Consider the following 25960-nt stretch of genomic DNA (forward strand, 5'->3'; position numbering starts at 1 on the left):
GGGATGCGATATTGGTCCGACGCCAGACCGCCCCTCGCACAGTACAGCCTGTGACAAAGCACTCATTCATCCGACTCCGCACTGTGTGCGTCGTCGTGCGGCATAGCGCCTGCTGCATATCGTTTCGCTTCTCACGCATCGCAATCACATACTCATGCATAGCGACCTCAATCTCATTTGCGACCAACGCCGAGCGCTGAAGCATTCATCGGTGAGAAATCTGCTCAATTCAGCACTAGCGACAAGAGACCGTTGTTACGCCAGGCGGCTCCAACGCCGCCAATATCGTGCACACCGCCTGTCAGGCCCTTCCGCGACGCACGTAGTGCGGAGTGGGATGAATGAGCCCTTTGTCACAGGCTGTACTGTGCGAGGGGCGGTCTGGCGTCGGACCAATGTCGTCTCCTTGCGAGGGCGACACTTCATGGGTTGCCATTCCTCGTCAGCGATACATCGAGAAAGGACGAGCTTTCGGCGCCTTTCTTTTGCCTACTTTTCTTTGGCAAGACAAAGAAAAGTAGGTGCCGCCCCGCACAGGGGCAACGCTAATAAACCAAAAGCAAAAGAAAACGCAACAAACCCCAGGCAAACCACCAACCCCTACCGCCCCAAATAAGACTCAATCACCGCCTCATCCCGCTTAACCTCATCAAGACTCCCATGAGCAAGCACACGCCCTTCCGCCATAACAGTGACCCTTCCAGCATCACCAGCCAGCGCAGCAACAAATTCCATATCATGCTCGACAACCATCATGGAGCAGGTCCCACGCAGCTTGTTAAGCAGAACAGCCAACTCCATCGTCTCATCATCAGTCATGCCAGCCGCAGGCTCATCGAGCAACAAAAGCGCCGGTTGCTGCATAAGCAACATCCCAATCTCGAGCCGCTGCTTCTGCCCATGCGAGAGTTCACCAGCGAGCCTGCGGGCTTCACTCTCGAGGCGAATCAGCCCAAGCGTCTGCTCAATCCGCGCCTGCGCCTCGCGATCGAGCCGCGCTTTCAACGAAGCCCACCACCCCTTGTCAGTCTTCATCGCGAGTTCAAGGTTTTCCCACACGGGATGCTGCTCGAACACGGTCGGCTTCTGGAACTTGCGCCCAATCCCGGCGCGCGCAATCGACGGCTCGTTCATCCTCGTCAGATCGATCGACTGTCCAAGAAATACCTTGCCGGAATCAGGCTCGGTCTTTCCGGTTATCACATCCATCATCGTCGTCTTGCCCGCGCCGTTCGGCCCGATGATGCAACGCAGTTCGCCCACATCGATCGACAGCGATAAAGCATTCAGCGCCCGGAACCCGTCGAAGCTGACAGTCACGTCCTCCAGATAAAGAATCGTCCCGTGCGATACATCGATCTCGCCAGGCGTGACCGCATGGCCCATCGATGCAACACCGCTCAGCGCACGGCCGCCATCCGGTTCCTCAGGCAAGGCAAGGTCGGGAACCATCGGATTCTCGTTCATCATCGGCTCCTCCTGCGCGTGGCAAGTTCGATGAGACCCATGATCCCGTTCGGCAGCAACAGCGGCACCAGCACGAAAATCGCCCCCAGGAAGAACAGCCAGTATTCAGCAAAATTCGCCGTAAAAAAGCTCTTGGCACCATTCACCGCAAACGCGCCAATGATCGGCCCGATCAGCGTGCCGCGCCCGCCGACCGCCACCCAGATCGCCATCTCGATCGAATTGCCCGGCGACATCTCGCCCGGGTTGATGATGCCGACCTGCGGCACATACAGCGCGCCCGCAATCCCGCACAGCACCGCCGATACTGTCCACACGAACAGCTTGTAGGCAAGCGGGCTGTAGCCGAGGAACATCAACCGCGTTTCGCCGTCCCGCACGGCCGTGACGACGCGTCCGAGCTTCGACGTCACGATCGCGCGGGCGCCAATAAACGACAGCACCAACACCGCGAATGTGATCAGCAGCAGGGCAGTGCGCGTGCCCGGATGGGTGATCGGAAAACCCGCAATCCGCTTGAAGTCGGTGAAGCCGTTATTGCCGCCGAAGCCGGTCTCGTTGCGGTAAAACAGCAGCATCGCGGCGAAGGTCATCGCCTGCGTGATGATCGACAGATACACGCCCTTCACGCGCGAGCGGAACGTAAAGAAGCCGAACACCCACGCGATGACCGCCGGCACCAGTACGACCAGCAGCAGCGCATACCAGAAGTGCTGCGTGCCTTCCCAATACCAGGGCAGCGCGTGCCAGTCGAGAAACACCATGAAGTCGGGCAGATCGCTGCCGTACTTGCCGTCATGGCCGATCGCCCGCATCAGGTACATGCCGATCGCGTAGCCGCCCAGCGCAAAGAACAGCGCATGGCCGAGACTGAGGATGCCGCAGTACCCCCAGACGAGATCGAGCGCGAGCGCCGCAATCGCGTAGCACATGAACTTGCCCGATATCGTCATCGCGTACGCGGACAGGTGGAACGCGCTCGTTTCAGGCAGCACCAGCGCCGTGAACGGCACGCCAAGGCCGATCGCGATGATGAGCGCAATCAGCGCCTGCCATGCCCGTTTCGACAGCAGCGCGGGACGCGGCGGGAGCCCGAGCGCAAAGCCCGCCAGCGCGGCGCGTTCGTCAGGCGGCGTCGCGCCCGATGACGTAGCGGAACCTGAAGCGGAAGCGGGAGAAGTCGCGGATGTCATCTCATGCCTCCGCGCTGCGGCCCTTCAGGGCAAACATGCCTTGCGGACGCTTCTGGATGAAGAGCACGATCAGCACGAGCACGGCAATCTTCGCGAGCACGGCGCCCCAGAACGGCTCGATCGCCTTGCTGATGAGGCCGAGCCCAAAGCCGCCGATCACCGTCCCGGCCAGTTGCCCGACGCCGCCCAGCACCACGGCCATGAACGAATCGATGATGTAGCTCTGCCCGAGATCCGGGCCGACATTGCCGATCTGCGACAGCGCACAGCCGCCGAGGCCGGCGATGCCTGCGCCGAACGCGAACGCGTACGAATCGACACGCGCGGTCTTCACGCCGACGCACGCGGCCATCCGCCGGTTTTGCGTGACGGCGCGCACGAAGAGGCCCAGACGCGTTTTGGTCAGCACCGCCCACGCAATCGCGACGACGATCATCGAGAACGCCAGAATGGCGAGCCGGTTGTACGGCAGGATCAGGCTTGGCATCACGTTGACGCCGCCGCTCATCCACGAAGGATTCACTACCTGCACGTTCTGCGCGCCGAACAACATGCGCGTCGCCTGGATCAGGATCAGGCTGATTCCGAAGGTCGTCAACAGCGTTTCGAGCGGGCGTCCATAGAGATGCTTCAGCACGAGCCGCTCCAGCACGATGCCGACCAGCGCGGCCGCCACGAACGAAGCCGGCACCGCGAAGAGCGGGTACCAGTCGAACGCACCGGGCGCGTAGCGCTGCACGAGGTTCTGCACGACGTACGTCGCGTAAGCGCCGATCATCAGAAATTCGCCGTGCGCCATGTTGATCACGCCGATCAGGCCGTACGTGATCGCGAGGCCCAGCGCGGCAAGCAACAGCACGCTGCCAAGCGACAGGCCGGCGAACAGCGTGCCGGCGATCTGGCTGCGTCGCTGGATCGCGTCGAGTTCATCGATGCCGACCTGCGCGGCGGCGCGCACGCGGTCGTCGCTTTCGGCGAACGTGCCGTCCGGCTTTTTCGCCACCAGCGGACGCAGCAGTTCGTTCATGTCGAGATCGTGCCGCGCGGCCACAAGCTGCACGGCTTCGAGGCGTTTTGCCGGATCGCTGTCATGCAGCGCGGTCATCGCCCAGAGCGTATCGAGACGCTTCTTGAGGACAGGGTCGGTCTCCTTCGCGCGCGCCCGGTCGATCATCGGTTTCATCGCGGCATCGGGGTTTTGCAGCAGGGCGTCGATCGCGGCTTTTCGCGCAGCCGGATCGGTGGCGTCGAGCTGAAGGCCCGACAGCGCGCCCGATACCTTCGAGCGCAGGATGTTGTTCAGCGTGATTGCCTGCGCATCGCCTGCGGCAACCGTCTTTCCTGTGACGGCATCGCGGGCGGTGTCATTGTCCTGGATGAGCACTTCGCCGCCATCGGTGGCGAGCGCGCTGTCTTCGGACATCGCCTTCAAGAGCGCCATCGAGGGCGCGTCGTGATTGGCGATCAGCCTGTCGATGGCGGCGGACTTCGCGTCGAAGTCGTCGCCGGCGAGCGGGGCGACGTCGGCCTGCGTCAACGCAAACGCCGAAAGCGGCATCAGCGCACAAAACGCCATGCCGATGCCAATGCCGCGCGTGAAGCTGGAAATGGAAAACGCCATGGTGGCCTTTGAGGATGAACCGGCGGGCGGCGCGGCATCGAAAGAGGAACGATGCCGCGCCGTCGTTACAGCACTACGGACGTGCTACTGCACTTTCAACTCCAGAATCAGCCCGGAACTCAGGCCACGCGCGAGCGGCGCAGGAACGCCGGAATTGAGCTGACGACGTCCGGCTTGCCCGCGTTGCCGGCGATGAACGGACTCCACGGCTGGGCACGGATAGCCGTCTTCGTCTTCCAGACGACGTTGAACTGGCCGTCCGCGCGTACTTCGCCGATCATCACCGGCTTGTGCAGGTGGTGGTTGCCATCCATTTCCAGCGTGAAGCCGGATGGAGCGGCAAACTTCTGGCCGATCATCGCCACGCGGACCTTGTCGACATCGGTGCTTTTGGCCTTTTCGACGGCCTGCTTCCACATATGGATGCCGACGAAGGTCGCTTCCATCGGATCGTTGGTCACACGCTTCGAGCCGCCGGGCAGGTTCTCCGTCTTGACCCACTCGGCCCATTGGTCCTTGAACTTCGTGTTTGCCGGGCCCTTCACCGACATGAAGTAGTTCCATGCCGCGAGGTTGCCGACGAGCGGCTTCGTATCGATGCCGCGCAGTTCTTCTTCGCCGACCGAGAACGCGACGACCGGCACGTCCGTCGCCTTGAGGCCCTGGTTGCCGAGTTCCTTGTAGAAGGGCACGTTCGAATCGCCGTTGACGGTCGAGATCACGGCCGTCTTGCCGCCTTGCGAGAAGGTCTTGATGTTCGCGACGATGGTCTGGTAGTCGCTATGGCCGAACGGCGTGTAGACCTCCTGGATATCGGTTTCCTGCACACCCTTCGATTTCAGGAAGGCGCGCAGGATCTTGTTCGTCGTGCGCGGATACACGTAGTCGGTGCCGAGCAGGAAGAAGCGCTTCGCGCCGCCGCCTTCCGCGCTCATCAGGTATTCGGTGGCGGGAATCGCCTGCTGGTTCGGCGCTGCGCCCGTGTAGAACACGTTGCGCGACATCTCTTCACCCTCGTATTGCACCGGGTAGAAGAGCAGGCCGTTCAGCTCCTCGAACACCGGCAGCACTGACTTGCGCGATACCGATGTCCAGCAGCCGAAGACGACCGCGCACTTGTCCTGGGTGATCAGCTGGCGGGCCTTTTCGGCGAAGAGCGGCCAGTTCGAAGCTGGATCGACAACCACCGGCTCGATCTGACGGCCCATTACGCCGCCCTTCTTGTTGATGTCCGAGATGGTCATCAACGCGGTGTCTTTCAGCGAGGTCTCCGAGATTGCCATCGTGCCCGAGAGCGAGTGCAGGATGCCGACCTTGATCGGACCGCTGCTGGACTGGGCATTTGCGAACGGACTCTGACCCGCGAGCGCGAGCGCGCCCGACATCGAGCCGAGTTTCAGCAGACTGCGACGTTTCATGTGTTTCCCCTTGCCATCTGAGTAGTGACTGTTTGGGCGTCGGTACGGCTGTGACGGTTTTCGTGCTTATTGCCCAAGTCCTACTGCAAGCCATATGCCAAGCGGTGAAAAATGCTCATGTCGCGGGGGAGGCGCGCCGCAACGCAGTTGGACGTTTCGTGGAGTTATGCGGCTTGGGAGCGAATCTGGTGCAGACAGGCCCCTCGCGCCTCGTGAAGGTGCGTGTCGCGCCGCAACGAAGCGCATCGGGATGCGGGCGGGCAGATGCGGTGCATCAACGCTGCGCCGTTGTGCATGCGGGCGTCGCTGCCTACACTGAAAGACCCAGCCGGAAGGCGCAGCCGAACGATCCACCTGGGAAGACCAACAGCGAGGAGACACAACATGAATCAACGCGAAACCCCGGGGCAGCCCGGCGAACCCCTTCAGCCTGGCGCCGGCAATCCGGCTGAGGGCGCCGGCGCCGCACCGCTCGACCTGTCCGCGTTCTGGATGCCCTTCACGGCAAACCGTCAGTTCAAGAGTGCGCCGCGCCTGCTGGCGAAGGCCAAGGGGATGTACTACACGTCGCACGACGGGCGGCGCATTCTCGACGGCACGGCGGGGCTCTGGTGCGTCAATGCGGGCCATTGCCGGGACGAGATCGTCGCGGCCGTGAAAGCGCAGGCCGAGGAGATGGATTTCGCGCCGACGTTTCAGATGGGGCATCCGAAAGCGTTTGAAGCCGCAACTAAAATCGCAAAGCACACGCCGGCTGATCTGAAGCACATCTTCTTTGTGAACTCAGGCTCGGAAGCGGTCGATACCGCGTTGAAGATCGCGCTCGCGTATCACCGCTCCCGTGGAGAAGGGCAGCGCACGCGTTTCATCGGACGTGAGCGGGGGTATCACGGCGTCGGCTTCGGCGGCATCTCGGTGGGCGGCATTGCGCCGAACCGCAAGGCGTTTTCCGGCGGGCTGCTGCCCGCGGTCGATCATCTGCCGCATACGCTCAACATCAAGGAAGCGGCGTTTTCGAAGGGGCAGCCCGTGTGGGGCGCGCACCTTGCCGACGAACTCGAACGGCTCGTCACGCTGCACGATGCATCGACGATCGCCGCGGTGATCGTCGAACCGGTGGCTGGCTCGACCGGTGTGCTGATTCCGCCGCAAGGCTATCTGCAGCGTCTGCGCGAGATCTGCGACAAACACGGCATCCTGCTGATCTTCGACGAAGTGATCACGGGCTGGGGGCGGCTTGGTGCGCCGTTCGCCGCGCAATACTTCGGCGTGACGCCCGACCTCCTGACGATGGCAAAAGGCACGAATAACGCCGCCGCGCCGATGGGTGCCGTCGCGGCAAGCCACAAGGTGCACGATTTGATCGTCAACGGCGCGCCGGCCGGGATCGAGCTGTTTCATGGCTACACGTATTCGGGGCATCCGATTGCGGCCGCCGCTGCGTGCGCGACCATCGACCTCTACGAGCGCGAGAACCTGTTCGAGCGCGCCGCGCAGATGTCGCCCATCTTCGAGAACGCGATCCACAAGCTGCGCGGCGAGCGGCATGTGATCGATGTGCGCAATCTCGGGCTGGTGGGAGGCGTCGAGTTGCAGCCGCGCGATGGCGCGCCGGGCGCGCGTGCGTTCGACGTCTTTGTGCGGTGCTTCCAGAAGGGTGTATTGACGCGTTATACCGGCGATATTCTCGCGTTCTCGCCGCCGCTCATCATCGATGAAGCGCAGATCGACGAGATCTTCGGGACCGTGGCGGAGGTGCTGCGCGAGACGGACTAGCAGAGTGGGGGCGACCGGGCCGTCACGGCCCGGTGCACGGTACAGCGTGGGTCAGTAGGTGGGAACCGACGGATCGACCTGACGCGACCACGCGTCGATCCCGCCTTGCAGGTTGAAGACCTTCGCATGGCCGCGCGACTCGAGGAACATCGCAACCTGCGCGCTGCGTGCGCCGTGATGACATACGCAGACGATCTCGGCGTCGTCGTCGAGTTCTTCGCTGCGGGCCGGAATCTCCCGCATCGGGATCGACACGCTACCGGCGATCTGCGCCGTGGCGATTTCCCACGGCTCGCGCACGTCGAGCAGCACGGGTGCTGCGCGCGAGGTATCGGCGAGCCATTCGGCGAGAGCGGAAGCGGACAGGTTTTGCATCAGCGGGACTTTCAGTTATAGGTGCAGACCGTGCGGCAGACTGCGGGACCGGCAGCGCTCAGAATTTGAAGCGCGGCGGCTGCACGGCGTTGATGAGCGGCTCGACGTAGGTTTCGAATACGTCGGCGATGCGGAACTGCTTTTCGTCGATGCGCGTGATGATCTGTGCCTTCATCACCGGCGCAGTGCCGACAAAGGCGGCCAGACGGCCACCGATCTTCAGTTGTTCGAGGATTTCCTGCGGCAGCACCGGCAGGCCGCCCGACACGCAGATCACGTCATAGGGCGCGGCGCCTTCCCAGCCACGCGACGCGTCACCCGTGGCGACTTCGGCGTTCAGCACGCCGTTGTTCGCGAGGTTCATGCGTGCCAGTTCGGCGAGTTCAGGTTCGATATCGACGGTCAGTACATGCTGGCTGCGGTGGGCGAGGAGCGCTGCCATGTAGCCCGAGCCCGCGCCGATTTCCAGCACGCTTTCGTGCTTCTTCACCGCCAGTTCCTGCAGCATGCGCGCCTCGATGCGCGGCGCCAGCATGTGCTGGCCGGCAGGCAGCGGCACTTCGAAGTCCACGAAAGCCAGATCGCGGTATGCCGCGGGGACGAAGTTTTCACGCTTGACGATCGAAAGCAGGTTCAGCACATCCTGGTCCAGCACTTCCCAGGGGCGAATCTGCTGTTCGATCATGTTGAAACGCGCTTGCTCGATATTCATGATGGTTTCGGCGAGTTGTAGGCAACTGGAAGGTGTGGGGGAACTGCGGGATTGTACCAAACCGGACGGCGGTTCCGTGTCCAGCAGGGCATGCAGCGCGAACCGGCCCTCCGTGTAAATCCCTACGCAATCGACCTTGAGATTCGCGCTCCGGTAGTCCAAAAATGTAATCGATTACATTTTCCGGAGACATCCCCTGTGTCCAGACCGCGGCAGCGTGACGTTCGAACGCCTCAGCCGGCTCAATCGCCCCAGCCGGTTTCAGCGCTTCGATCGTCCGACGACCTGTCGATTGCCGGCGTCGCCGAACAGGCGGGTGTGTCGGTGGCAACCGTGTCGCGCGTGCTGAACGGCCACTCGAACGTGCGTGCACAGACGCGGGACAGGGTGCTGGCCGCCGTCGAGACCAGCGGCTATCGCGTGAACGAACTCGCGCGCAATCTGCGCACCGCGGAGAGCCGTCTGCTGCTCACGATGGTGCCGGACTTCGGCAACCCGTTCTATTCGGAAGTCGTGCGCGGTATCGACGTGGTTGCGCGCCAGCACGGCTATTTCATGCTGCTGTGCGACACGGGCGCCGATCCGGGCCGCGAGCGTAGTTACTTCGACATGCTGCGCCGCCATCGGGCGGACGGCGCGATCTGCCTCGACCCCGACACGGTTCAGCACGCGCTGCTGGAAGACTCGGGCGCGCTGCCCTGGGTCGCGTGCTGCGAATTCGATACCGATATGGGCGTGCCGTATGTGGGCATCGACAACTATCGCGCGGCTGGCGACGCAGTGCGGCATCTGCTCGCGCGCGGGCATCGCAGGATCGGCCTCATCAATTCCGACGACGGTTATCTGTACGCGCGCCAGCGTCAGCAAGGCTATCTCGACGCGCTCTGCGATGCCGGCGTGACGCCGCTGCCCGCGTGGCGCCGCAACGTCTATAGCCTCGACTACGAGGCGGGAGCGAAAGCCGCCGCTGAACTGGCGGGGCAGCGAGGCGCGGATGCGCCGGATGCGATCTTCGCGGTATCCGACACGCTTGCGATCGGCGCGATCAACGGTCTGCGCAGCGTCGGCAAGCGCACGCCGGACGATGTCGCGGTGGTCGGCTTCGACGATATCTCGGTGGCGGCGCAGATCGATCCGCCGCTCACCACCGTCGCGCAGCCGATGCGCGAACTTGGCGAGACCGCGGCGCGGCTGTTGCTCAAGCGCCTCGCGGACCCGGCGGCAAGTGTGCCGGGCGTGCTGCTGCCACACCGGCTTGTCGTGCGCGGCAGCGCATAAGCGCCTGAGCGTGTCACGCAGATATAACGAGAGAGGAGCGCAGTCGCAATGAGTCTGTCGGTCCGCTTCGATGACATCCGGAAAGATTTCGGCCCGGTGCGCGTGCTGCACGGCGTGTCGTTCGATCTTGCGCCGGGACGCATCTATGGCCTGCTCGGCGAAAACGGCGCGGGCAAGTCGACGCTGATGAAGATCCTCGCCGGCTACGAAAGCGCGACCGAAGGCACGCTTACCGTCGACGGCGCTACGCGGCACTTCACGAGTTCACGCGACGCGGAGGCCGCGGGCATCGTGCTGATCCACCAGGAATTCAATCTTGCCGATCATCTGTCAATCGCCGAGAACATGTATCTGGGCCATGAGAAGAAGCGCGGCTGGCTGCTCGACGACGGCGCGATGCGCAAGGAGGCCGCGCGCTATCTCGAACAGGTCGGCCTGACGAAATCGCCGGATACGCAGGTGCGCAGCCTGATCGTCGCGGAAAAGCAGATGGTGGAAATCGCCAAGGCGCTGTCGCGGCGCGCGCGCTTCCTGATCATGGACGAACCGACGGCGACGCTCACGCCCGCTGAAACCGAGCGCCTGTTCGCGCTGATGCTGAAGCTGAAGGCCGACGGCGTGACGATCGTCTACATCTCGCACAAGCTCGATGAAGTCGAGCACATTACCGACGAAGTGATCGTCATGCGCGACGGCCGTTTCGTGGCGCGCGGCGAGACGTCGAGCCTCGCGCGCCAGCAGATGGCCAACCTGATGGTGGGCCGCGAACTGTCCGACATGTTCCCCGACAAGGCACCGCCGCCCGCCGATGCACCGGTGGCGATGCGCGTGGAAGGGCTGTCGGTGCCGGGCTGGGTGGAGTCGCTGTCGTTCGAAGTGCGCACGGGTGAAGTGCTGGGCTTCGCGGGCCTTGTCGGCGCGGGGCGCACGGAAGCCTTCGAGGCGATCCTCGGCCTGCGCAGACGCACGGCGGGCCGCATCGAACTCTCGGGCCGCGTGGCCGATATCCGCAATCCGCGCGAGGCGATGCGCCGCGGCCTCACGTATCTGAGCGAGGACCGCAAGAACAAGGCGCTGCATCTGAACCTGAACCTGCAGGACAACCTCACGCTGATGACGCTCGAACGCTATGCGCATCCGCTCCTCGACCTGAAAGCCGAGCGCGCGGCGCTCGGGAAAGGCATCGCCGAATTCGGCATCCGCACGGGCGATACGTCGATCCGCGCGCGCATGCTTTCCGGCGGCAACCAGCAGAAGCTGGCGCTTGCGAAGTTCCTGCATCCCGATCCGGCCGTGATCGTGCTCGACGAACCGACGCGCGGCGTCGACGTCGGCGCGAAGCGCGACATCTACTTCCTGATCCATCGGCTCGCCGCGCAGGGGCGCGCGGTGATCGTGATCTCGTCCGAACTGATCGAGCTGATCGGGCTGTGCCACCGCGTCGCGGTGATGCGCACAGGCCGTCTGCAGACCACGCTCACGCTCGACCAGCTAACCGAAGAGGAGTTGATCGCCCATGCAACCGGCACACACTGAACCCACGCAACCGGGCCGTGCGATGCGCCTCGCGCGCCGGCTGTACGGGCTCGGTCCGCTACTTGGCCTGGTCGTGCTGTGCGTCGCGGGGCAGTTGCTGAATCACGACTTCGCGACCGTCGACAACCTCATGAACGTGCTCACGCGTACGTCGTTCATCGGCATCATCGCGGTGGGCATGACCTTCGTGATCATCTCGGGTGGCATCGACCTGTCGGTGGGATCGATGGCCGCGCTGATCGCGGGCAGCATGATCTACACGATGAACGCGCTTGCGAACGGCATCGGCGGCCATACGTTCGCGCCGCTGTCGATCGTGCTTATCGGCATCGTGCTTGCACTGGTGCTCGGCGGTGTGTTCGGCATCGCGCATGGGCTGTTGATCACGAAAGGCCGCATCGAGCCGTTTATCGTGACGCTCGGCACGCTGGGCATTTTCCGCGCCGTGCTGACGTGGCTCGCCGACGGCGGCGCGCTCACGCTCAATAACGCGTTGTCCGATCTGTACGGGCCGGTTTATTACGCCAGCGTGTTTGGCGTGCCGATACCGATCTGGGTGTTCCTGATCGTCGCGGCCGGCGGCGCGCTCATTCTCAATCGCACCGCGTTTGGCCGGCACGTTCAGGCGATCGGCTCCAACGAGCAGGTCGCGCGCTATGCGGCGATTCGCGTCGATCGCGTGAAGATCGTCACGTACATGCTGCTCGGTATCTGCGTGGGCGTCGCGACGGTGCTTTACGTGCCGCGCCTCGGCTCCGCGACGCCCACGACCGGGCTCCTGTGGGAGCTGGAAGCGATCGCGTCGGTGGTGGTCGGCGGCACGGCGCTGAAGGGCGGCGAAGGGCGCGTGGTCGGCACCGTGATCGGCGCGGTACTGCTGTCGGTCATCGCAAACATTCTCAATCTCACCAGCATCATCAGTGTGTACCTGAACGCCGCGGTGCAGGGCGTCGTGATCATCATCGTCGCGTTCCTGCAGCGCGGGCGGCGTTGAACCTGCATCAGGCAATCAGGCAGGCAGTCAGTCAGTCAGTCGTTTTCGAAGTCGACGTAAGCGGTAACCGCTATGCCCGGCGTCAGCGCCGGAAACCCAAAAACCGGGCGCGCCACGCGCCCCATGACAGGAGACACAACCATGAAGCAGGTCATTCGGGCGATCAGTGCCGGCGTGCTGGCGTTGGGCATGCTGGGCACAGCGGGTGCGGCGAGAGCCGACGACAAGGTCACGCTGGGCGTGGCGATTCCGACCGCCGATCACGGCTTCACCGGCGGCATCGTCTGGTGGGCGAACAAGGCGAAGGAGGACATGGAGAAAGCGCATCCGGATCTGAAGGTGATCCTGAAGTCATCGGCCAGCGCACCCGAACAGGCCAACCAGTTGCAGGATCTGGTGACCGTCAACAAGATCAATGCGCTCGTGATCTTCCCGCATGAATCCGCCTCGCTGACACAGCCGGTCGCGCAGGTGCACAAGAAGGGCGTCTACGTGACGGTGGTGGATCGCGGGTTGACCGACACGAGTGCGCAGGATGCCTATGTCGCGGGTGACAACACCGCCTTCGGCAGGCTCGCCGGAGAATATTTCTGCAAGTCGCTGGATGGCAAGGGCGACATCGTCGCGCTGCGCGGTATCCCGACCACGCTCGATAACGAACGCTATACGGCCTTCACGAACGCGTTGAAGGCATGTCCTGGCGTGAAGGTGCTCGACGCGAAGTACGCGAACTGGAACCGCGACGATGCGTTCAAGGTGATGCAGGACTACCTCACACGCTTCAAGCATATCGACGCGGTCTGGTCAGCCGATGACGACATGTCGGTTGGCGTGCTCAAGGCCATCGACCAGGCGAAGCGCACCGACATCAAGGAAGTGCTGGGCGGCGCGGGGTCGAAGGAAATGGTCAAGCGCGTGATGGATGGCGACAGGCTGATCAAGGCCGACGTCACGTATTCGCCCAAGTTCATCTACGACGCCATCAAGCTGACGGGCGAAGCTCGCCTGAAGGACGAGAAGCTGCCGCCGACGACGATCGTGCCTTCGGTGCTCGTGACGAAGGACAACGCCAAAGACTATTACTTCCCTGCATCGCCGTTCTGATGTGCTTCGTGTTGCCGCTGCGTGCGAGGTGCGGGACCGGGACCCCACGAGAGCGGCGCTCGCGCACGCCGGGCGGCGTGCGTTCCATGCTTTAACCGAGGAGCCGCACGATGAAAACCATCAAGGGGCCAGCGATCTACCTGGCCCAGTTCCTGGGCGACAGGCCGCCTTTCGACACGCTGGAGAACATGGCCACGTGGGCCGCGAGTCTCGGCTACAAGGGCATCCAGGTGCCTGTCGACGGCCGTTTGATCGACCTTGAACAGGCCGCATCGAGCCAGACGTATTGCGACGAACTGCTGGGCGTCGTCGCCGACGCAGGCGTCGAGATCACCGAACTGGCGTCGCATCTGCAAGGCCAGCTCGTTGCCGTGCATCCGGCGTATGACCAGTTGTTCGACGGCTTTGCCGCGCCGCATGTGCGCGGCAATCCAGAGGCGCGCACCGCGTGGGCGATCCAGCAGCTGAAGCTGGCGGCGCAGGCCTCGCGGCGTCTCGGGCTCGACACGCACGTGTCGTTTTCGGGTGCGCTCGCGTGGCCGTACGTGTACCCCTGGCCGCAGCGGCCCGCGGGTCTCGTCGAAGCGGCGTTCGACGAACTCGCACGCCGCTGGACGCCGATCCTCGATGCGTTCGATGAAGCGGGCGTCGATGTCGCCTACGAACTGCATCCGGGCGAAGACCTGCACGACGGCGTGACGTTCGAGCGCTTTCTGGATCGCGTGAAAGGACACCGGCGCGCGAACATCCTGTTCGATCCGAGCCACTACGTGCTGCAGCAACTCGACTACCTCGCGTTCATCGATATCTATCACGAGCGTATCAAGGTCTTCCACGTGAAGGATGCCGAATTCCGGCCGACGGGCAAGGCCGGTGTGTACGGCAGCTACAGCGGCTGGACGGAACGCCCCGGCCGGTTCCGTTCGCTGGGCGACGGGCAGATCGACTTTGGCGCGATCTTCTCGAAGATGGCTCAGTACGACTATCCCGGCTGGGCGGTGCTCGAATGGGAGTGCGCGTTGAAGCACCCGGAAGACGGCGCACGCGAAGGGGCGGAATTCATCCGGCGGCACATCATTCGCGTGGCGGAAAAGGCCTTCGACGATTTCGCGGGCAGCGGCGTCGATACGGCGCAGATCCGGCGGGTGCTGGGTCTGTAGCGCGTCCATCGGCGTCCTTCAGGAGCATTCGATGATACGAAGATTGCGGTTAGGCATGGTCGGCGGCGGGCAGGGCGCGTTTATCGGCGCGGTCCACCGGATCGCCGCGCGTCTCGACGACCGGTATGAACTCGTCGCGGGCGCGCTGTCGTCCGACGTCGAGCGCGCGAAGGCGAGTGCAGCGGAGGTCGGCATCGCGCGCAGTTACGCGGACTGGCGCGAGATGGCGCAGGCCGAAGCGGCACGCGATGACGGCATTGACGTGGTCGCGATCGTCACGCCGAATCACCTGCACGCGCCGGTGGCGACGGCATTTCTCGAAGCGGGGATTCATGTGATCTGCGACAAGCCGCTCGCGATTTCGCTGGGGCAAGCCGAGGCGCTCGCGAAGCTCGCGCGGGAGAAGCAGCGGCTCTTCGCACTGACACATACGTATTCCGGTTATCCGATGGTGCGGCACGCGCGCGAACTGGTGGAATCCGGTGAGATCGGCGAAGTGCGGGTCGTGCAGGTCGAGTATGCGCAGGACTGGCTCGCGGAACCCGTCGAGCGGGCGGGCACGAACAAGCAGGCGGGGTGGCGAACCGATCCGGCGCAATCGGGCCCCGCAGGCTGCCTCGGCGATATCGGCACGCATGCGTATCACCTCGCGGCGTTCGTCACGGGCATGACGCCGGAGTCGCTGTCGGCGGAACTGCATACCTTTGTTCCCGGGCGCCGTGTCGACGATCACGTGCAGGCGATGCTGCGCTACGCCAACGGCGCGCGCGGCATGCTATGGGCGAGCCAGGTCGCGAGCGGCGCGGAAAACGCGCTGCGCCTGCGCGTGTATGGCACGAAAGCGGGCCTCGCGTTCGATCAGGAGAACCCGAACGAATTGTGGTTCACGCCGCTTGGCGGGGCGTCCGTGCGTCTGACGCGCGGACGGGTGAAAAGCGCGGTCGCCGCGCATGCGACGCGCGTGCCGCCAGGGCATCCGGAAGGTTATCTGGAGGCGTTCGCGCAGTTGTATCGCGACGCCGCGTTGCAGATCGAAGCGCTCGATGCGGGCCGTCCGATTCCGCCGGAAAGCCGTCTGCTGACCACGGTCGACGACGGTGTCGCGGGCATGCGGTTCATCGACGCCGTAATGAGGAGCAGCGCGAACAATGCCGGGATTCAGGAGGTGCAGAACGGCTGACCTGTAACGAACGCGCGGTAAGATGCGGCACGTCATCTTTCCGCGGGTTCCTGCATGTCTACCCAACCGTCGTCGACCGTTACGGGCGCATCGCGCAAACGCACTGTTCTGCTGGTTGGCGGCACGGGGCTGGTCGGTCGTGCGTGTCTCAAGCTGCTCGCGCGCGACGCACGCGTGGCCGAAGTGCGTTCGCTCGTGCGGCGGGCCTCGGGTGCAGCGATAACGGGGGCGGGGCATGCGAACCGCGTGATCGAACATGTCGTCGATTTCGATCGACTTGACGCGCTGCCCGATGGCGACGAGATCTTTGCCGTCGATGCAGTGATCTGCGCGCTCGGCACGACGATCAGGACGGCGGGCTCCCAGGCGGCCTTTCGCAAGGTCGACTACGAGTATCCGTTGAGCGTCGGACTACAGGCGCGCCGTCGTGGCGCGTCGCGCTATGCGCTCGTCAGTGCGATCGGCGCCAGCTTGCACGCAAGAACGTTCTACAGCCGGGTAAAGGGCGAAGTCGAAGATGGCCTGCTGAAGCTCGGCTATCCCGCCGTCACGATCGTACGCCCGTCGTTCCTGATGGGGGCGCGGCAGGAGAGCCGTCCATTGGAGAGTATCGCGCGTGGGTTTGGTGTGGTGTTGCCGCCGAAGTGGCGTTCCATCGCCGCCGACGAGGTGGCACGTGCGCTGGTATCGGCCGCGCTCGGCGACGGGCAGGGCGTGACGATCATCGAAAACGACGCACTGCATCGCGCCGCCGGGTTGCTCCGCTGAATCACATAGCGGACTTTGGCCGCTGAATCACATCACCGGCAAAGCGCAACGCTTAGCGCCGGCTTCTTTTGATCTGCTCTTCAAACGCGAGGTCGAGCTTGCTCGCTTTGCGGGGTTTTTGCGGGCCGAAGGCGTCGACAAACTTCACGAAGTCGTCGAGCGTGAGCGGATCGGAGACCTTTTTATCGGTGCCGCTCGACTTGTCGACAAGATAGAAGAGGCCACCGGACAGGCTGATCGCTGCGTAAAGCGGATTGCCGGTGCGGGTTTTCAGCCGCTCGACGGCGTGGATGGCTCGGGTAGTGCGCATGATGGTGAATGCAGGGTGAAGTCAAGCACTGTATCAGTAACGCGGACAGGGCGCGTCAGTCCGGTCCGCTTCACCCACGCCGCCGAGGTGTCCGGCATCGTACAAACCTCCGGTGTCACCACGAGCGTCGGTAGCGGCGGTGCAATGTCGCCGCCTGCCGCTGATCGCCCGGGCGGTCCGTCCAGCAGGCGTCACTGGCTCAGATACGTGAACTTGCCGTCCTTGATGATGCCCATCACGCTGGCGCGCTGATCGAGCCCGACGTGATCCTTCGTGCTCGTATTGACGACTCCGTTCGGCACCACCAGCTCATGCGCGTGCTCCAGCTCGTCGCGCAGCGCGGCGCGAAACGCCGGCGTGCCAGGCTGCGCCGTCTTCAGCGCACGGGTCACGGCGTCCTGCAGGCGCGGATACACGCCGGCCGCGTCGCCCGCGAACTGCGTGACGGTGTTCGCGCCGTATTGTGCTTCATACGCATTGACGAACGCGAGCGCCGCCTTCTTCGCCGGATGATCGGCCGGCAGCGTCCGCGCGACGACGACCGGCTGCGTCGGGAACAGCGTCCCTTCGACATCCTTGCCGCCCAGCTTGATGAACTCCGGCGTGGCAATGCCGTGCGTCTGATAGATCGGCCCCTTGAAGCCGCGCTCGACGAGCGTGCGTTGCGGCAGCACGGTCGGCGTGCCGGCGCCGGCGATCAGGATCGCGTCCGGCTTTGCGGCCATCAGCTTGAGGATCTGTCCGGTGACACTCGCGTCGGTGCGGTTGAAGCGTTCGGTCGCGACCACCTGAATGTGCCGCAGCGCCGCGAACTTCGTGAACTCGTTGAGCCAGCTGTCGCCGTAGCTATCCGCGAAGCCGATGAAGCCCACTGTCTTCACGTTGTGATTCGCCATATGGCGCGTCATCACGTCGGCCATTGCACTGTCGGTCTGGGCCATCTTGAACGCCCACACGCGCTTGCCTTCCTGTGGTTCGACGACGCTCGCCGAGCCGATCAGCGTAATCATCGGCGTCTGGCTTTCGGCGACCGGATCGAGCGCGGCCAGCGCGGCCGGCGTAATGTTCGGCCCGACGATCACGTCGACGTGGTCCTCGTTGATGAGCTTGCGGATGTTGCGCACGGCGGCGCCCGGATCGGAGCCGTCGTCGAGGATGATGTACTGGGCGTTCTGGCCGGCAATCGTCTTCGGCCACATCAGCATCGCGTTCTTGCTGGTAATGCCGATCGCGGCGGCGGGGCCGGTGCTCGACAGATCGATGCCAACCTTCAGATCGGCATGCGCGACCGTGCTGACCAGCAGTGCCGCAGCGGCGGCTACCTGGCGCAGGTTCTTTTTGTACGACGTAAAGCTCATCGGTTGGGTCTCCGTAGCGGAAAGGAAACAGCGATTTTTATCGACGGTGGGATCAACGGTGCTTCAAGGGTCGCTTCAAGGCTCGTTTTAAGAACGGGCTCACAGCTCATAGGTCTCATGCTCGCCCTTGAGCGCCTGCTCGATCAGCCTGCGGTTCATGCTCGGCGACAGCAGTTCGACCAGCGTGTACACATAGCCGCGCAGGTACGCGCCCTGTTTCAGCGCGACGCGCGTCACATTGCTGCCGAACAGATGGCCGACCGGCATCGCCCGCAGGTGGCGGTCGCGCTCGGCGTTGAACGCGATATCCGCCATGATGCCGACCCCGAGTCCCAGTTCGACATAGGTCTTGATCACATCGGCGTCGATCGCTTCGAGCACGATGTCGGGATGCAGGCCGCGCAGACGGAACGCCTCGTTGATCTTGGTGCGGCCGGCGAACGCGTTGTCGTACGTAATCAGCGGGTATTGCGTCAGATCGTCCAGCGACAGCTGCTTGCGGTCCAGCAGCGGGTGATCCGGCTGCATCACGGCTACGTGATGCCACTGGAAGCACGGCAGCGACACCAGTTCCTTATAGTTGGCGATTGCCTCGGTGGCGATCGCGAGGTCCGCCTGGTCGTGGATGACCATTTCCGCGACCTGCGTCGGGCTGCCTTGCAGGATCGAAAGGTGAACTTTGGGAAAGCGCTTCTTGAATTCGGCGATCGCGGCCGGAAGTGAGTAGCGCGCCTGCGTATGCGTGGCGGCGATCACCAGATTGCCCTGATCCTGGGCCGCGAAATCTTTACCGACCCGCTTCAGGCTCTCGACTTCCTGCAGGATCCGCTCAACCGACTGAAGTATGATCAGCCCCGGCTCGGTCAGCGAGCGGACGCGTTTGCCGTGCCGCGTGAAGATTTCCACGCCGAGCTCGTCTTCCAGCTCGATGATCGCCTTCGAGACGCCTGGCTGGCTTGTATACAGTGCCTTGGCGGCTTCCGTGAGGTTGAAGTTCTGCCGGACCGCCTCGCGGACGAAGCGAAACTGGTGCAGGTTCATTTATAACCTCTCAGCATATGAAAACAATTTTTAAGTCGTTTGAAATATAAGGCGAGTTTATTACGATTTGTCCAACTTTTTCAATATGGATATCTGTATTTGTCATAAGCAAATGAGGGATCGGTCTAAACGCCCGGTCTTTCCCGCTGACAAACGCGGATAGCCTGGCGCGGCGAAACCGGCACGCCGGCCGCCGGATCGCCGGCCGCCGGATCGCCGCGCCGCCTGAACGCTGCGTGTAACGCAAAAACTGGGGTCCCCGAATGTACCAATACGATCAGTACGACCAGACCATCGTCGATGAACGCGTCGCGCAGTACGCCGACCAGGTTCGCCGCCGGCTGTCGGGCGAATTGAGCGAAGAGGAGTTTCGTCCGCTGCGCCTGCAGAACGGCCTGTACCTGCAGCGCCACGCGTACATGCACCGCATCGCGATTCCGTACGGCAACCTGCGCAGCGACCAGATGCGCATGCTGGCGCGCATCGCGCGCGAACACGACCGCGGCTACGGCCATTTCTCGACGCGCTCCAACATCCAGTACAACTGGATCAAGCTCGAAGAGACGCCCGAGATTCTCGCGAAGCTCGCGTCCGTCCAGATGCACGGCATCCAGACGTCGGGCAACTGCATCCGCAACATCACGGCCGACCAGTTCGCGGGTGTGGCACCCGATGAAGTCGTCGATCCGCGCCCGTGGGCCGAAATCCTGCGTCAATGGTCGACATTCCATCCGGAATTCGCGTGGCTGCCGCGCAAGTTCAAGATCGCCGTGTCGGGTTCGATAGAAGACCGTGCCGCCGCGCAGGTGCACGATCTCGCCGTCTACCTGAAGAAGAACGCGCAGGGCGAACTGGTTGCCAGCATCCTCGCGGGTGGGGGTCTGGGCCGTACGCCGATCGTCGGCTCGATCATCCGTGAAGACCTGCCGTGGCAGCATCTGCTGACCTACTGCGAAGCCGTGCTGCGTGTGTATAACCGGTACGGGCGTCGCGACAACATGTACAAGGCCCGCATCAAGATTCTCGTGAAGGCGTTGAGCCCGGAGAAGTTCGCGAGGCAAGTCGAGGAAGAGTGGCAGCATCTGAAGGACGGCCCTTCGACCCTGACGCAGGCTGAAGTCGACCGCGTGTCGCAATACTTCGCGCCGCCGCAGTACGACAAGCTGCCGGACACCGACGCGACTTTCGAAAACCATCTGCTCGAAAACCGTGGGTTTGCGCGCTGGGTCGAGCGTAACGTGCGGCCGCACAAGGTGTCGGGCTACGCATCGGTGACGCTGTCGCTGAAGTCGCGCACCGTTGCGCCGGGCGACGCCACCGATACGCAGATGGAAGCGGTCGCCGACTGGGCCGACAGGTATTCGCTCGGCGAAATCCGCGTGTCGCACGAACAGAACCTGATTCTCGCGAACGTGAAGAAGCGTGATCTGTACGAGCTGTGGGAAAAGGCCAAGGCGCAAGGTTTTGCGACGCCGAACATCGGTCTTCTGACCGACATCATCGCGTGCCCGGGCGGCGATTTCTGCTCGCTCGCGAATGCGAAGTCGATTCCGATTGCGCTGGCGATTCAGGAACGTTTCAACGATCTCGACTACGTGTATGACCTCGGCGACGTGTCGCTGAACATCTCGGGTTGCATCAACGCGTGCGGCCACCATCACGTCGGCAACATCGGCGTGCTCGGCGTCGACAAGGACGGCTCGGAGTGGTACCAGGTGACGCTCGGCGGCGAGCAGGGCACGGGCGTGAACGGCGCGGCGCTTGGCCGTGTGATCGGCCCGTCGTTCTCGGCGGAAGAGATGCCGGACGTGGTGTCGAAGGTGATCGATACGTTCGTGGAAAACCGCATCGATGGCGAACGCTTCATCGATACGTACCAGCGCATCGGCATCACACCGTTCAAGGAACGCGTGTACGCATCGCGTCAACCGGCTCACGCGTAACCCGGGACTGCCGGGATTCAAGGCTCAAAGGATTCAGCAGATGGCTTCGATTATCAAAAACCGCGCGATTCAGAACGATGACTGGACTGTCGTGCGCGCAGCCGAAGACGGCACGTTGCCCGAAGTGGCCGCACTGCCGGCGGGCAAGGTGCTGGTGGCGCTCGCGTTGTGGCAGGCGGAACGCGAAGCGTTGATCGCCTCGCGCAACACGGCGGAACTCGGCGTATGGCTTGCGCCGGACAGCGAACCGGCAGACATCGCCGGCGACTTCGACAAGCTCGCGCTGATCGGCGTCGACTTCCCGGTGTTCCGCGATGGCCGCGGCTACAGCATCGGCCGCCTCCTGCGTGAGCGCTATGGCTACAAGGGCGAGCTTCGCGCGATCGGCGACGTGCTGCGCGACCAGGTCAGGCTGATGTACCGCTGCGGTTTCGACGCGTACGCCGTGCGCGAAGACAAGGACATTCACGATGCACTGAAGGCGTTCGACGACTTCACGGTGCAGTATCAGGGCGCCGTCGACGACCCGACGCCGCTATTCCGCCGCCGCGAGGCGGCTGTGCAAAAGGCTTCAGCATGAGCGGGAAGATCACGCCGGAACTCACTGCGAAAATCGGGCAGCTGGATGCACTGCTCGATTCGATCGCCGCGCGTCACGCGAACGTGAAGCTCGCGAGCAGCCTGGCTGCTGAAGACATGCTGCTCACGCACGCGATCCTGTCGCGCAAGGTCGGTATCGGCATCTTTTCGCTGAATACGGGCCGTCTGCATGCCGAGACGCTCGGTATGATCGACCGCGTGCGCGAACGCTACGGCTACGAGATCGAGCAGTTTCATCCACAGGCCGCGGCCGTGGAGGAATACGTCGCATCGCATGGTCTGAACGCGTTCTACGAAAGCATCGATCTGCGCAAGCGTTGCTGCGAAATCCGCAAGGTCGAGCCGCTCAACCGCGCCTTGTCCGACGTCAGCGCATGGGTGACCGGGCAGCGGCGCGAGCAGTCGGTGACGCGTGCCGAACTGCACGAGGAAGAGCACGACGGCGCGCGCAACATCGCGAAGTTCAATCCGCTCGCGGACTGGACCGAAACCGACGTTTGGGCTTATCTTGAAGCGTTCGACGTACCGGTGAATCCGCTGCACGCACGCGGCTATCCGAGCATCGGCTGCGAGCCTTGCACGCGCGCGATCCGTCCCGGCGAAGACAGCCGGGCAGGGCGCTGGTGGTGGGAGTCGCGCGATACGAAGGAATGCGGGCTGCATATCACGACGATCCCGATCGCGGTCAGCACGGAAAACTCCGCTGCGTGACGGTACGGTTGCCTTGCCGTCAGCCGCGACAGCACATCGATTGAATGAATACCCCGCGTCGCGATCCACCGCTTGCGACACGAAAAAAGGAAGGACACACCATGAGCACGACGCTCGATCCCGCACTGAACGCTCCGCTCGCTAACACGGCGAACCGGATGGATCACCTCGACTGGCTGGAAGCCGAGTCGATTCACATCCTGCGCGAACTGGTCGCCGAATGCAGCCGTCCCGCGCTGCTGTTTTCGGGTGGCAAGGATTCGGTCGTCGTGCTGCATCTCGCGCTGAAGGCGTTCGGCCTCGGTGCGAACCGCAAGACGGTGCTGCCGTTCCCGCTCGTGCACATCGACACGGGCCACAACTATGACGAAGTGATCGATTTCCGCGACCGTCGCGCGAAAGAGATCGGTGCGGAGCTGGTGGTCGGCCACGTCGAGGATTCGATCAAACGCGGTACGGTGCGTCTGCGTCGCGAGACGGATTCGCGCAACGCGGCGCAGGCCGTGACACTGCTCGAAACGATCGAGCAATACGGTTACACCGCGATGATCGGTGGTGCGCGCCGCGATGAAGAGAAGGCGCGTGCGAAAGAGCGCATCTTCTCGTTCCGCGACGAGTTCGGCCAGTGGGATCCGAAGGCGCAGCGTCCGGAGCTGTGGAGTATCTATAACGCGCGTCTGCACAACGGCGAGCATCTGCGCGTGTTCCCGATCTCGAACTGGACGGAACTCGATGTATGGCAATACATCGCCCGCGAGCAGCTCGAACTGCCGTCGATCTACTACGCGCATCACCGCGAGATCGTGCGCCGCAACGGCCTGCTCGTGCCGGTGACGCCGCTCACACCGATGCGCGAGGGCGAGATCAGCGAAACGGCACTCGTGCGTTTCCGCACGGTGGGCGACATCAGCTGCACGTGCCCGGTGGAAAGCGACGCCGACGATCTCGAGAAGATCATCGCCGAGACGGCCGTGACCGAAATCACGGAGCGCGGCGCGACGCGGATGGACGACCAGACGTCGGAAGCCGCGATGGAAACACGCAAGAAGCAAGGTTATTTCTAAGGCATGGGACCGGAGTAAGCGCTGAAGCGCTAACTCCGGTCGACAGAGGGCAATGCAATCATGAGTATTCGTCAACCAGAAGACCTCGGCGTGCTGCGTTTCATCACCGCGGGTAGCGTCGACGACGGCAAGAGCACGCTGATCGGCCGCCTGCTGTACGACAGCAAGGCTGTGCTGTCCGACCAGCTGTCGGCGCTGTCGCGCGCAAAGAACAAGCGCACCGTCGGCGACGAAATCGACCTGTCGCTGCTGACGGACGGCCTCGAGGCCGAACGCGAGCAGGGCATCACGATCGACGTCGCGTACCGCTACTTTGCGACGGCGAAGCGCAAGTTCATCATCGCCGACACGCCGGGCCACGAGCAGTACACACGCAACATGGTGACGGGCGCCTCGACTGCGCATGCGGCGATCATTCTGGTCGACGCGACGCGCGTCACGTTCGAGAACGGCGCCGCGCAACTGCTGCCGCAGACGAAGCGCCACAGCGCGATCGTCAAGCTGCTTGGTCTGCAACATGCGATCGTCGCGATCAACAAGATGGATCTGGTCGACTACAGCGAAACGCGCTTCAACGAGATCCGCGATGCGTATGTCGAACTGGCGCGCCAGCTGGGCTTGACTGATGTGCGCTTCGTGCCGGTGTCGGCGCTGAAGGGCGACAACATCGTGACCGCGAGCGAGCGCATGCCGTGGTATGCCGGCGAGCCGCTGCTCGACCTGCTCGAAGCGCTGCCGGTCGAGATTCCGACCGGTCAGGCGCTGCGTTTCCCGGTGCAATGGGTGGCGCGCCAGGACGGCAGCCAGGCCGACGATTTCCGCGGCTACATGGGCCGTGTCGAAGCGGGTGAGGTGAAGCTGGGCGACACGATCGTCGTGCTGCCGGCCAACCGCGAGGCCACGGTGGCGGAAATCATTGCGCCGGTGCCGGGCGGCACGGCGCAGGTCGACCGCGCGTTTGCGGGGCAAACGGTGACGATCCGTCTTGCCGAGGACGTCGACGTATCGCGCGGCGACACGTTCGTGCTGCGTGAGCAGGCGCCGGAACCGGCGAAGAAGCTCGAAGCCGACCTGTGCTGGTTCGACGACACGCCGCTGTCGACGCAGCGCAAGTATCTGCTCAAGCAGACTACGAATACCGTGTTCGCGCGTATCGGCGCGATCAAACAGGTGCTGGACGTGCATACGCTGTCGCACGCCACCGATCGCCACGATCTGACGATGAACGACATCGGCCGCGTGTCCTTGACGTTGCAAAAGCCGATCGTCGCCGACGCGTATGACTCGCATCCGGGTACGGGCGCGTTCGTGCTGATCGACGAGGCCACGCATCACACCGTTGCGGCCGGCATGATCCGTGCGTTTTCGGCATAAGTGACGTGCGCATACGCATGTCGCACGGACTGGACGAACGAGGTTGAAGCAAATGGGTAAGGTGTATCTGATCGGAGCAGGACCGGGTGCGGCGGACCTTATCACCGTGCGCGGCGCGCGCCTGCTTGGCACTGCGGATGTGGTGCTGCACGATGCGCTCGTCGAGCCGGCGATGCTGGATTACGCGCCTCGTGCGCGCAAGATTGCGGTGGGTAAGCGCTGTGGCCAGCTTTCGACCGCGCAGCAGTTCATCAACAAGCAGATTGTCGATGCGGCGCTGGAACATGACGTCGTCGTGCGGTTGAAGGGCGGCGACCCGATGCTATTTGGCCGTGCCGACGAGGAAATGCGGGCGCTGGAAGCCGTGGGCATCGAGTATGAGGTCGTGCCGGGCATTACTGCTGCGCTGGCTGGTGCGGCGGCTTTGAAGCGGTCGTTGACGTTGCGGGGCGTGTCGCGCAGTGTTGCGCTGGCTACGCATAGCCGGGCGCCCGATACGGAGGCTATCCGTGAGCAGGTGAATGCTGATTCGCTCGTGTTTTACATGGGGCGGGATAGCGCGCCTCAGATCGCGCAGCAGCTGATCGACGCCGGTCGCGCGGGGGCGACTCCCGTCGCCATCGTTGAGGCTTGCAGTACGGTTCGTGAACGGACGCTTACGTTGACGCTCGATGAGCTTGCAGCTGGCGATGCGCAGGTTTGGCTTGATCCGGCGCAGCCGAGTCTTTTGATGATCGGCGAGGCATTTGCCGAGCGCAGGGCTCGGGGTGTTGGAAGTGGGTTGTTGGTCGCTGCCTAGTTATTTGCCTTTCCTTGACCCCAAACCGCAGACGCGCATTGCGCGTCTTTCTGCCGGCTGACGATCCGATAGACGTCCCGTCCACTACCGGGACTATCCAGTCAGGGAATGAAATGACATTCCCAGGTTATCCCCGCCGAGGCTCGTGCCTCTGGTGCATAGCTCTATTCTTTGCTGC

Annotated in this window: 23 protein-coding genes; 14 read left to right on the forward strand and 9 right to left on the reverse strand. The window is 63.4% G+C overall.

Annotated elements, in window-relative coordinates:
- Nucleotides 1–600 precede the first annotated feature (600 nt).
- The 4 genes from urtD to urtA form a co-directional block, all read right to left on the reverse strand.
- Complete coding sequence (urtD, locus tag P3T23_RS23460; RefSeq protein ID WP_429318624.1) at nucleotides 601–1467, reverse strand: urea ABC transporter ATP-binding protein UrtD; 867 nt, start codon at nucleotides 1465–1467, stop codon at nucleotides 601–603.
- The gene (gene urtC, locus P3T23_RS23465; RefSeq protein WP_429318512.1) at nucleotides 1467–2660 is read right to left on the reverse strand and encodes an urea ABC transporter permease subunit UrtC; all 1194 of its coding nucleotides are present in this window, start codon (nucleotides 2658–2660) and stop codon (nucleotides 1467–1469) included. Before urtC ends, urtD begins: the two co-directional genes overlap by 1 nt.
- A gap of 1 nt (nucleotide 2661) precedes the next feature.
- Complete coding sequence (gene urtB / locus P3T23_RS23470; RefSeq protein ID WP_429318513.1) at nucleotides 2662–4281, reverse strand: urea ABC transporter permease subunit UrtB; 1620 nt, start codon at nucleotides 4279–4281, stop codon at nucleotides 2662–2664.
- A 119-nt stretch (nucleotides 4282–4400) separates the two neighbouring features.
- Complete coding sequence (gene urtA / locus P3T23_RS23475) at nucleotides 4401–5699, reverse strand: urea ABC transporter substrate-binding protein (protein ID WP_429318514.1); 1299 nt, start codon at nucleotides 5697–5699, stop codon at nucleotides 4401–4403.
- Between the two features lie 492 nt (nucleotides 5700–6191).
- On the opposite strand from urtA, the gene P3T23_RS23480 reads away from it, so the two are divergent.
- Nucleotides 6192–7475, forward strand: coding sequence for an aspartate aminotransferase family protein (locus tag P3T23_RS23480; RefSeq protein WP_429318625.1), 1284 nt, complete (start codon nucleotides 6192–6194; stop codon nucleotides 7473–7475).
- A 51-nt stretch (nucleotides 7476–7526) separates the two neighbouring features.
- On the opposite strand, the gene P3T23_RS23485 is transcribed toward P3T23_RS23480, so the two are convergent.
- Together P3T23_RS23485 and P3T23_RS23490 are read right to left on the reverse strand one after the other, a co-directional pair.
- Nucleotides 7527–7850, reverse strand: coding sequence for a rhodanese-like domain-containing protein (locus P3T23_RS23485; RefSeq protein ID WP_429318515.1), 324 nt, complete (start codon nucleotides 7848–7850; stop codon nucleotides 7527–7529).
- Between the two features lie 58 nt (nucleotides 7851–7908).
- Nucleotides 7909–8562 (reverse strand): protein-L-isoaspartate O-methyltransferase family protein, encoded by a 654-nt coding sequence (locus P3T23_RS23490; RefSeq protein ID WP_429318516.1) that lies wholly within the window; start codon nucleotides 8560–8562, stop codon nucleotides 7909–7911.
- Nucleotides 8563–8760: 198 nt separating this feature from the next.
- Here P3T23_RS23490 and P3T23_RS23495 point away from each other — a divergent pair, with 198 nt between their 5' ends.
- The 7 genes from P3T23_RS23495 (at nucleotide 8761) to P3T23_RS23525 (ending at nucleotide 16582) form a co-directional block, all read left to right on the forward strand.
- Nucleotides 8761–9840, forward strand: a complete 1080-nt coding sequence (locus P3T23_RS23495; RefSeq protein ID WP_429318517.1) for a LacI family DNA-binding transcriptional regulator — start codon at nucleotides 8761–8763, stop codon at nucleotides 9838–9840.
- 48 nt (nucleotides 9841–9888) lie between these two features.
- Nucleotides 9889–11376: a sugar ABC transporter ATP-binding protein gene (locus P3T23_RS23500; protein ID WP_429318518.1), complete on the forward strand. Its 1488-nt coding sequence runs from the start codon at nucleotides 9889–9891 to the stop codon at nucleotides 11374–11376.
- Nucleotides 11357–12370 carry an ABC transporter permease gene (locus P3T23_RS23505; RefSeq protein WP_429318519.1) on the forward strand — a complete coding sequence of 338 codons (1014 nt, stop codon included), beginning with the start codon at nucleotides 11357–11359 and terminating at the stop codon, nucleotides 12368–12370. Before P3T23_RS23500 ends, P3T23_RS23505 begins: the two co-directional genes overlap by 20 nt.
- A 141-nt stretch (nucleotides 12371–12511) precedes the next feature.
- A complete protein-coding gene (locus P3T23_RS23510) occupies nucleotides 12512–13474 on the forward strand; it encodes a substrate-binding domain-containing protein (protein ID WP_429318520.1) in 963 nt (320 codons plus the stop codon).
- Nucleotides 13475–13584: 110 nt separating this feature from the next.
- Nucleotides 13585–14634: a sugar phosphate isomerase/epimerase family protein gene (locus P3T23_RS23515; protein WP_429318521.1), complete on the forward strand. Its 1050-nt coding sequence runs from the start codon at nucleotides 13585–13587 to the stop codon at nucleotides 14632–14634.
- Between the two features lie 31 nt (nucleotides 14635–14665).
- Entirely contained in the window at nucleotides 14666–15814 is a 1149-nt protein-coding gene (locus P3T23_RS23520; RefSeq protein ID WP_429318522.1) for a Gfo/Idh/MocA family protein, read from the forward strand.
- Between the two features lie 54 nt (nucleotides 15815–15868).
- Nucleotides 15869–16582, forward strand: a complete 714-nt coding sequence (locus tag P3T23_RS23525; protein WP_429318523.1) for an NAD(P)H-binding protein — start codon at nucleotides 15869–15871, stop codon at nucleotides 16580–16582.
- Nucleotides 16583–16634: 52 nt separating this feature from the next.
- Here the strand turns inward: P3T23_RS23525 and P3T23_RS23530 are convergent, their stop codons facing one another.
- From P3T23_RS23530 to P3T23_RS23540, 3 genes are all read right to left on the reverse strand, one after another.
- Nucleotides 16635–16892 carry a hypothetical protein gene (locus P3T23_RS23530; protein WP_133660478.1) on the reverse strand — a complete coding sequence of 86 codons (258 nt, stop codon included), beginning with the start codon at nucleotides 16890–16892 and terminating at the stop codon, nucleotides 16635–16637.
- A 191-nt stretch (nucleotides 16893–17083) separates the two neighbouring features.
- Nucleotides 17084–18250 (reverse strand): ABC transporter substrate-binding protein, encoded by a 1167-nt coding sequence (locus tag P3T23_RS23535; RefSeq protein WP_429318524.1) that lies wholly within the window; start codon nucleotides 18248–18250, stop codon nucleotides 17084–17086.
- 99 nt (nucleotides 18251–18349) lie between these two features.
- The gene (locus P3T23_RS23540) at nucleotides 18350–19291 is read right to left on the reverse strand and encodes a CysB family HTH-type transcriptional regulator (protein ID WP_429318525.1); all 942 of its coding nucleotides are present in this window, start codon (nucleotides 19289–19291) and stop codon (nucleotides 18350–18352) included.
- Between the two features lie 263 nt (nucleotides 19292–19554).
- Between P3T23_RS23540 and P3T23_RS23545 the strand changes: the two genes are divergently transcribed.
- The 6 genes from P3T23_RS23545 (at nucleotide 19555) to cobA (ending at nucleotide 25782) form a co-directional block, all read left to right on the forward strand.
- Nucleotides 19555–21234: a nitrite/sulfite reductase gene (locus P3T23_RS23545; RefSeq protein WP_429318526.1), complete on the forward strand. Its 1680-nt coding sequence runs from the start codon at nucleotides 19555–19557 to the stop codon at nucleotides 21232–21234.
- Between the two features lie 40 nt (nucleotides 21235–21274).
- Complete coding sequence (locus P3T23_RS23550) at nucleotides 21275–21814, forward strand: DUF934 domain-containing protein (protein ID WP_429318527.1); 540 nt, start codon at nucleotides 21275–21277, stop codon at nucleotides 21812–21814.
- Nucleotides 21811–22545: a phosphoadenylyl-sulfate reductase gene (locus P3T23_RS23555; RefSeq protein WP_429318528.1), complete on the forward strand. Its 735-nt coding sequence runs from the start codon at nucleotides 21811–21813 to the stop codon at nucleotides 22543–22545. Before P3T23_RS23550 ends, P3T23_RS23555 begins: the two co-directional genes overlap by 4 nt.
- Nucleotides 22546–22646: 101 nt before the next feature.
- Nucleotides 22647–23609: a sulfate adenylyltransferase subunit CysD gene (gene cysD / locus P3T23_RS23560; protein WP_429318529.1), complete on the forward strand. Its 963-nt coding sequence runs from the start codon at nucleotides 22647–22649 to the stop codon at nucleotides 23607–23609.
- Nucleotides 23610–23669: 60 nt separating this feature from the next.
- Complete coding sequence (locus tag P3T23_RS23565; protein WP_429318530.1) at nucleotides 23670–24983, forward strand: sulfate adenylyltransferase subunit 1; 1314 nt, start codon at nucleotides 23670–23672, stop codon at nucleotides 24981–24983.
- A 52-nt stretch (nucleotides 24984–25035) separates the two neighbouring features.
- Entirely contained in the window at nucleotides 25036–25782 is a 747-nt protein-coding gene (gene cobA, locus P3T23_RS23570; RefSeq protein WP_429318531.1) for a uroporphyrinogen-III C-methyltransferase, read from the forward strand.
- Nucleotides 25783–25960 lie beyond the last annotated feature (178 nt).

It is taken from the genome of Paraburkholderia sp. GAS448, from assembly GCF_050435685.1.
Lineage (GTDB): Bacteria > Pseudomonadota > Gammaproteobacteria > Burkholderiales > Burkholderiaceae > Paraburkholderia.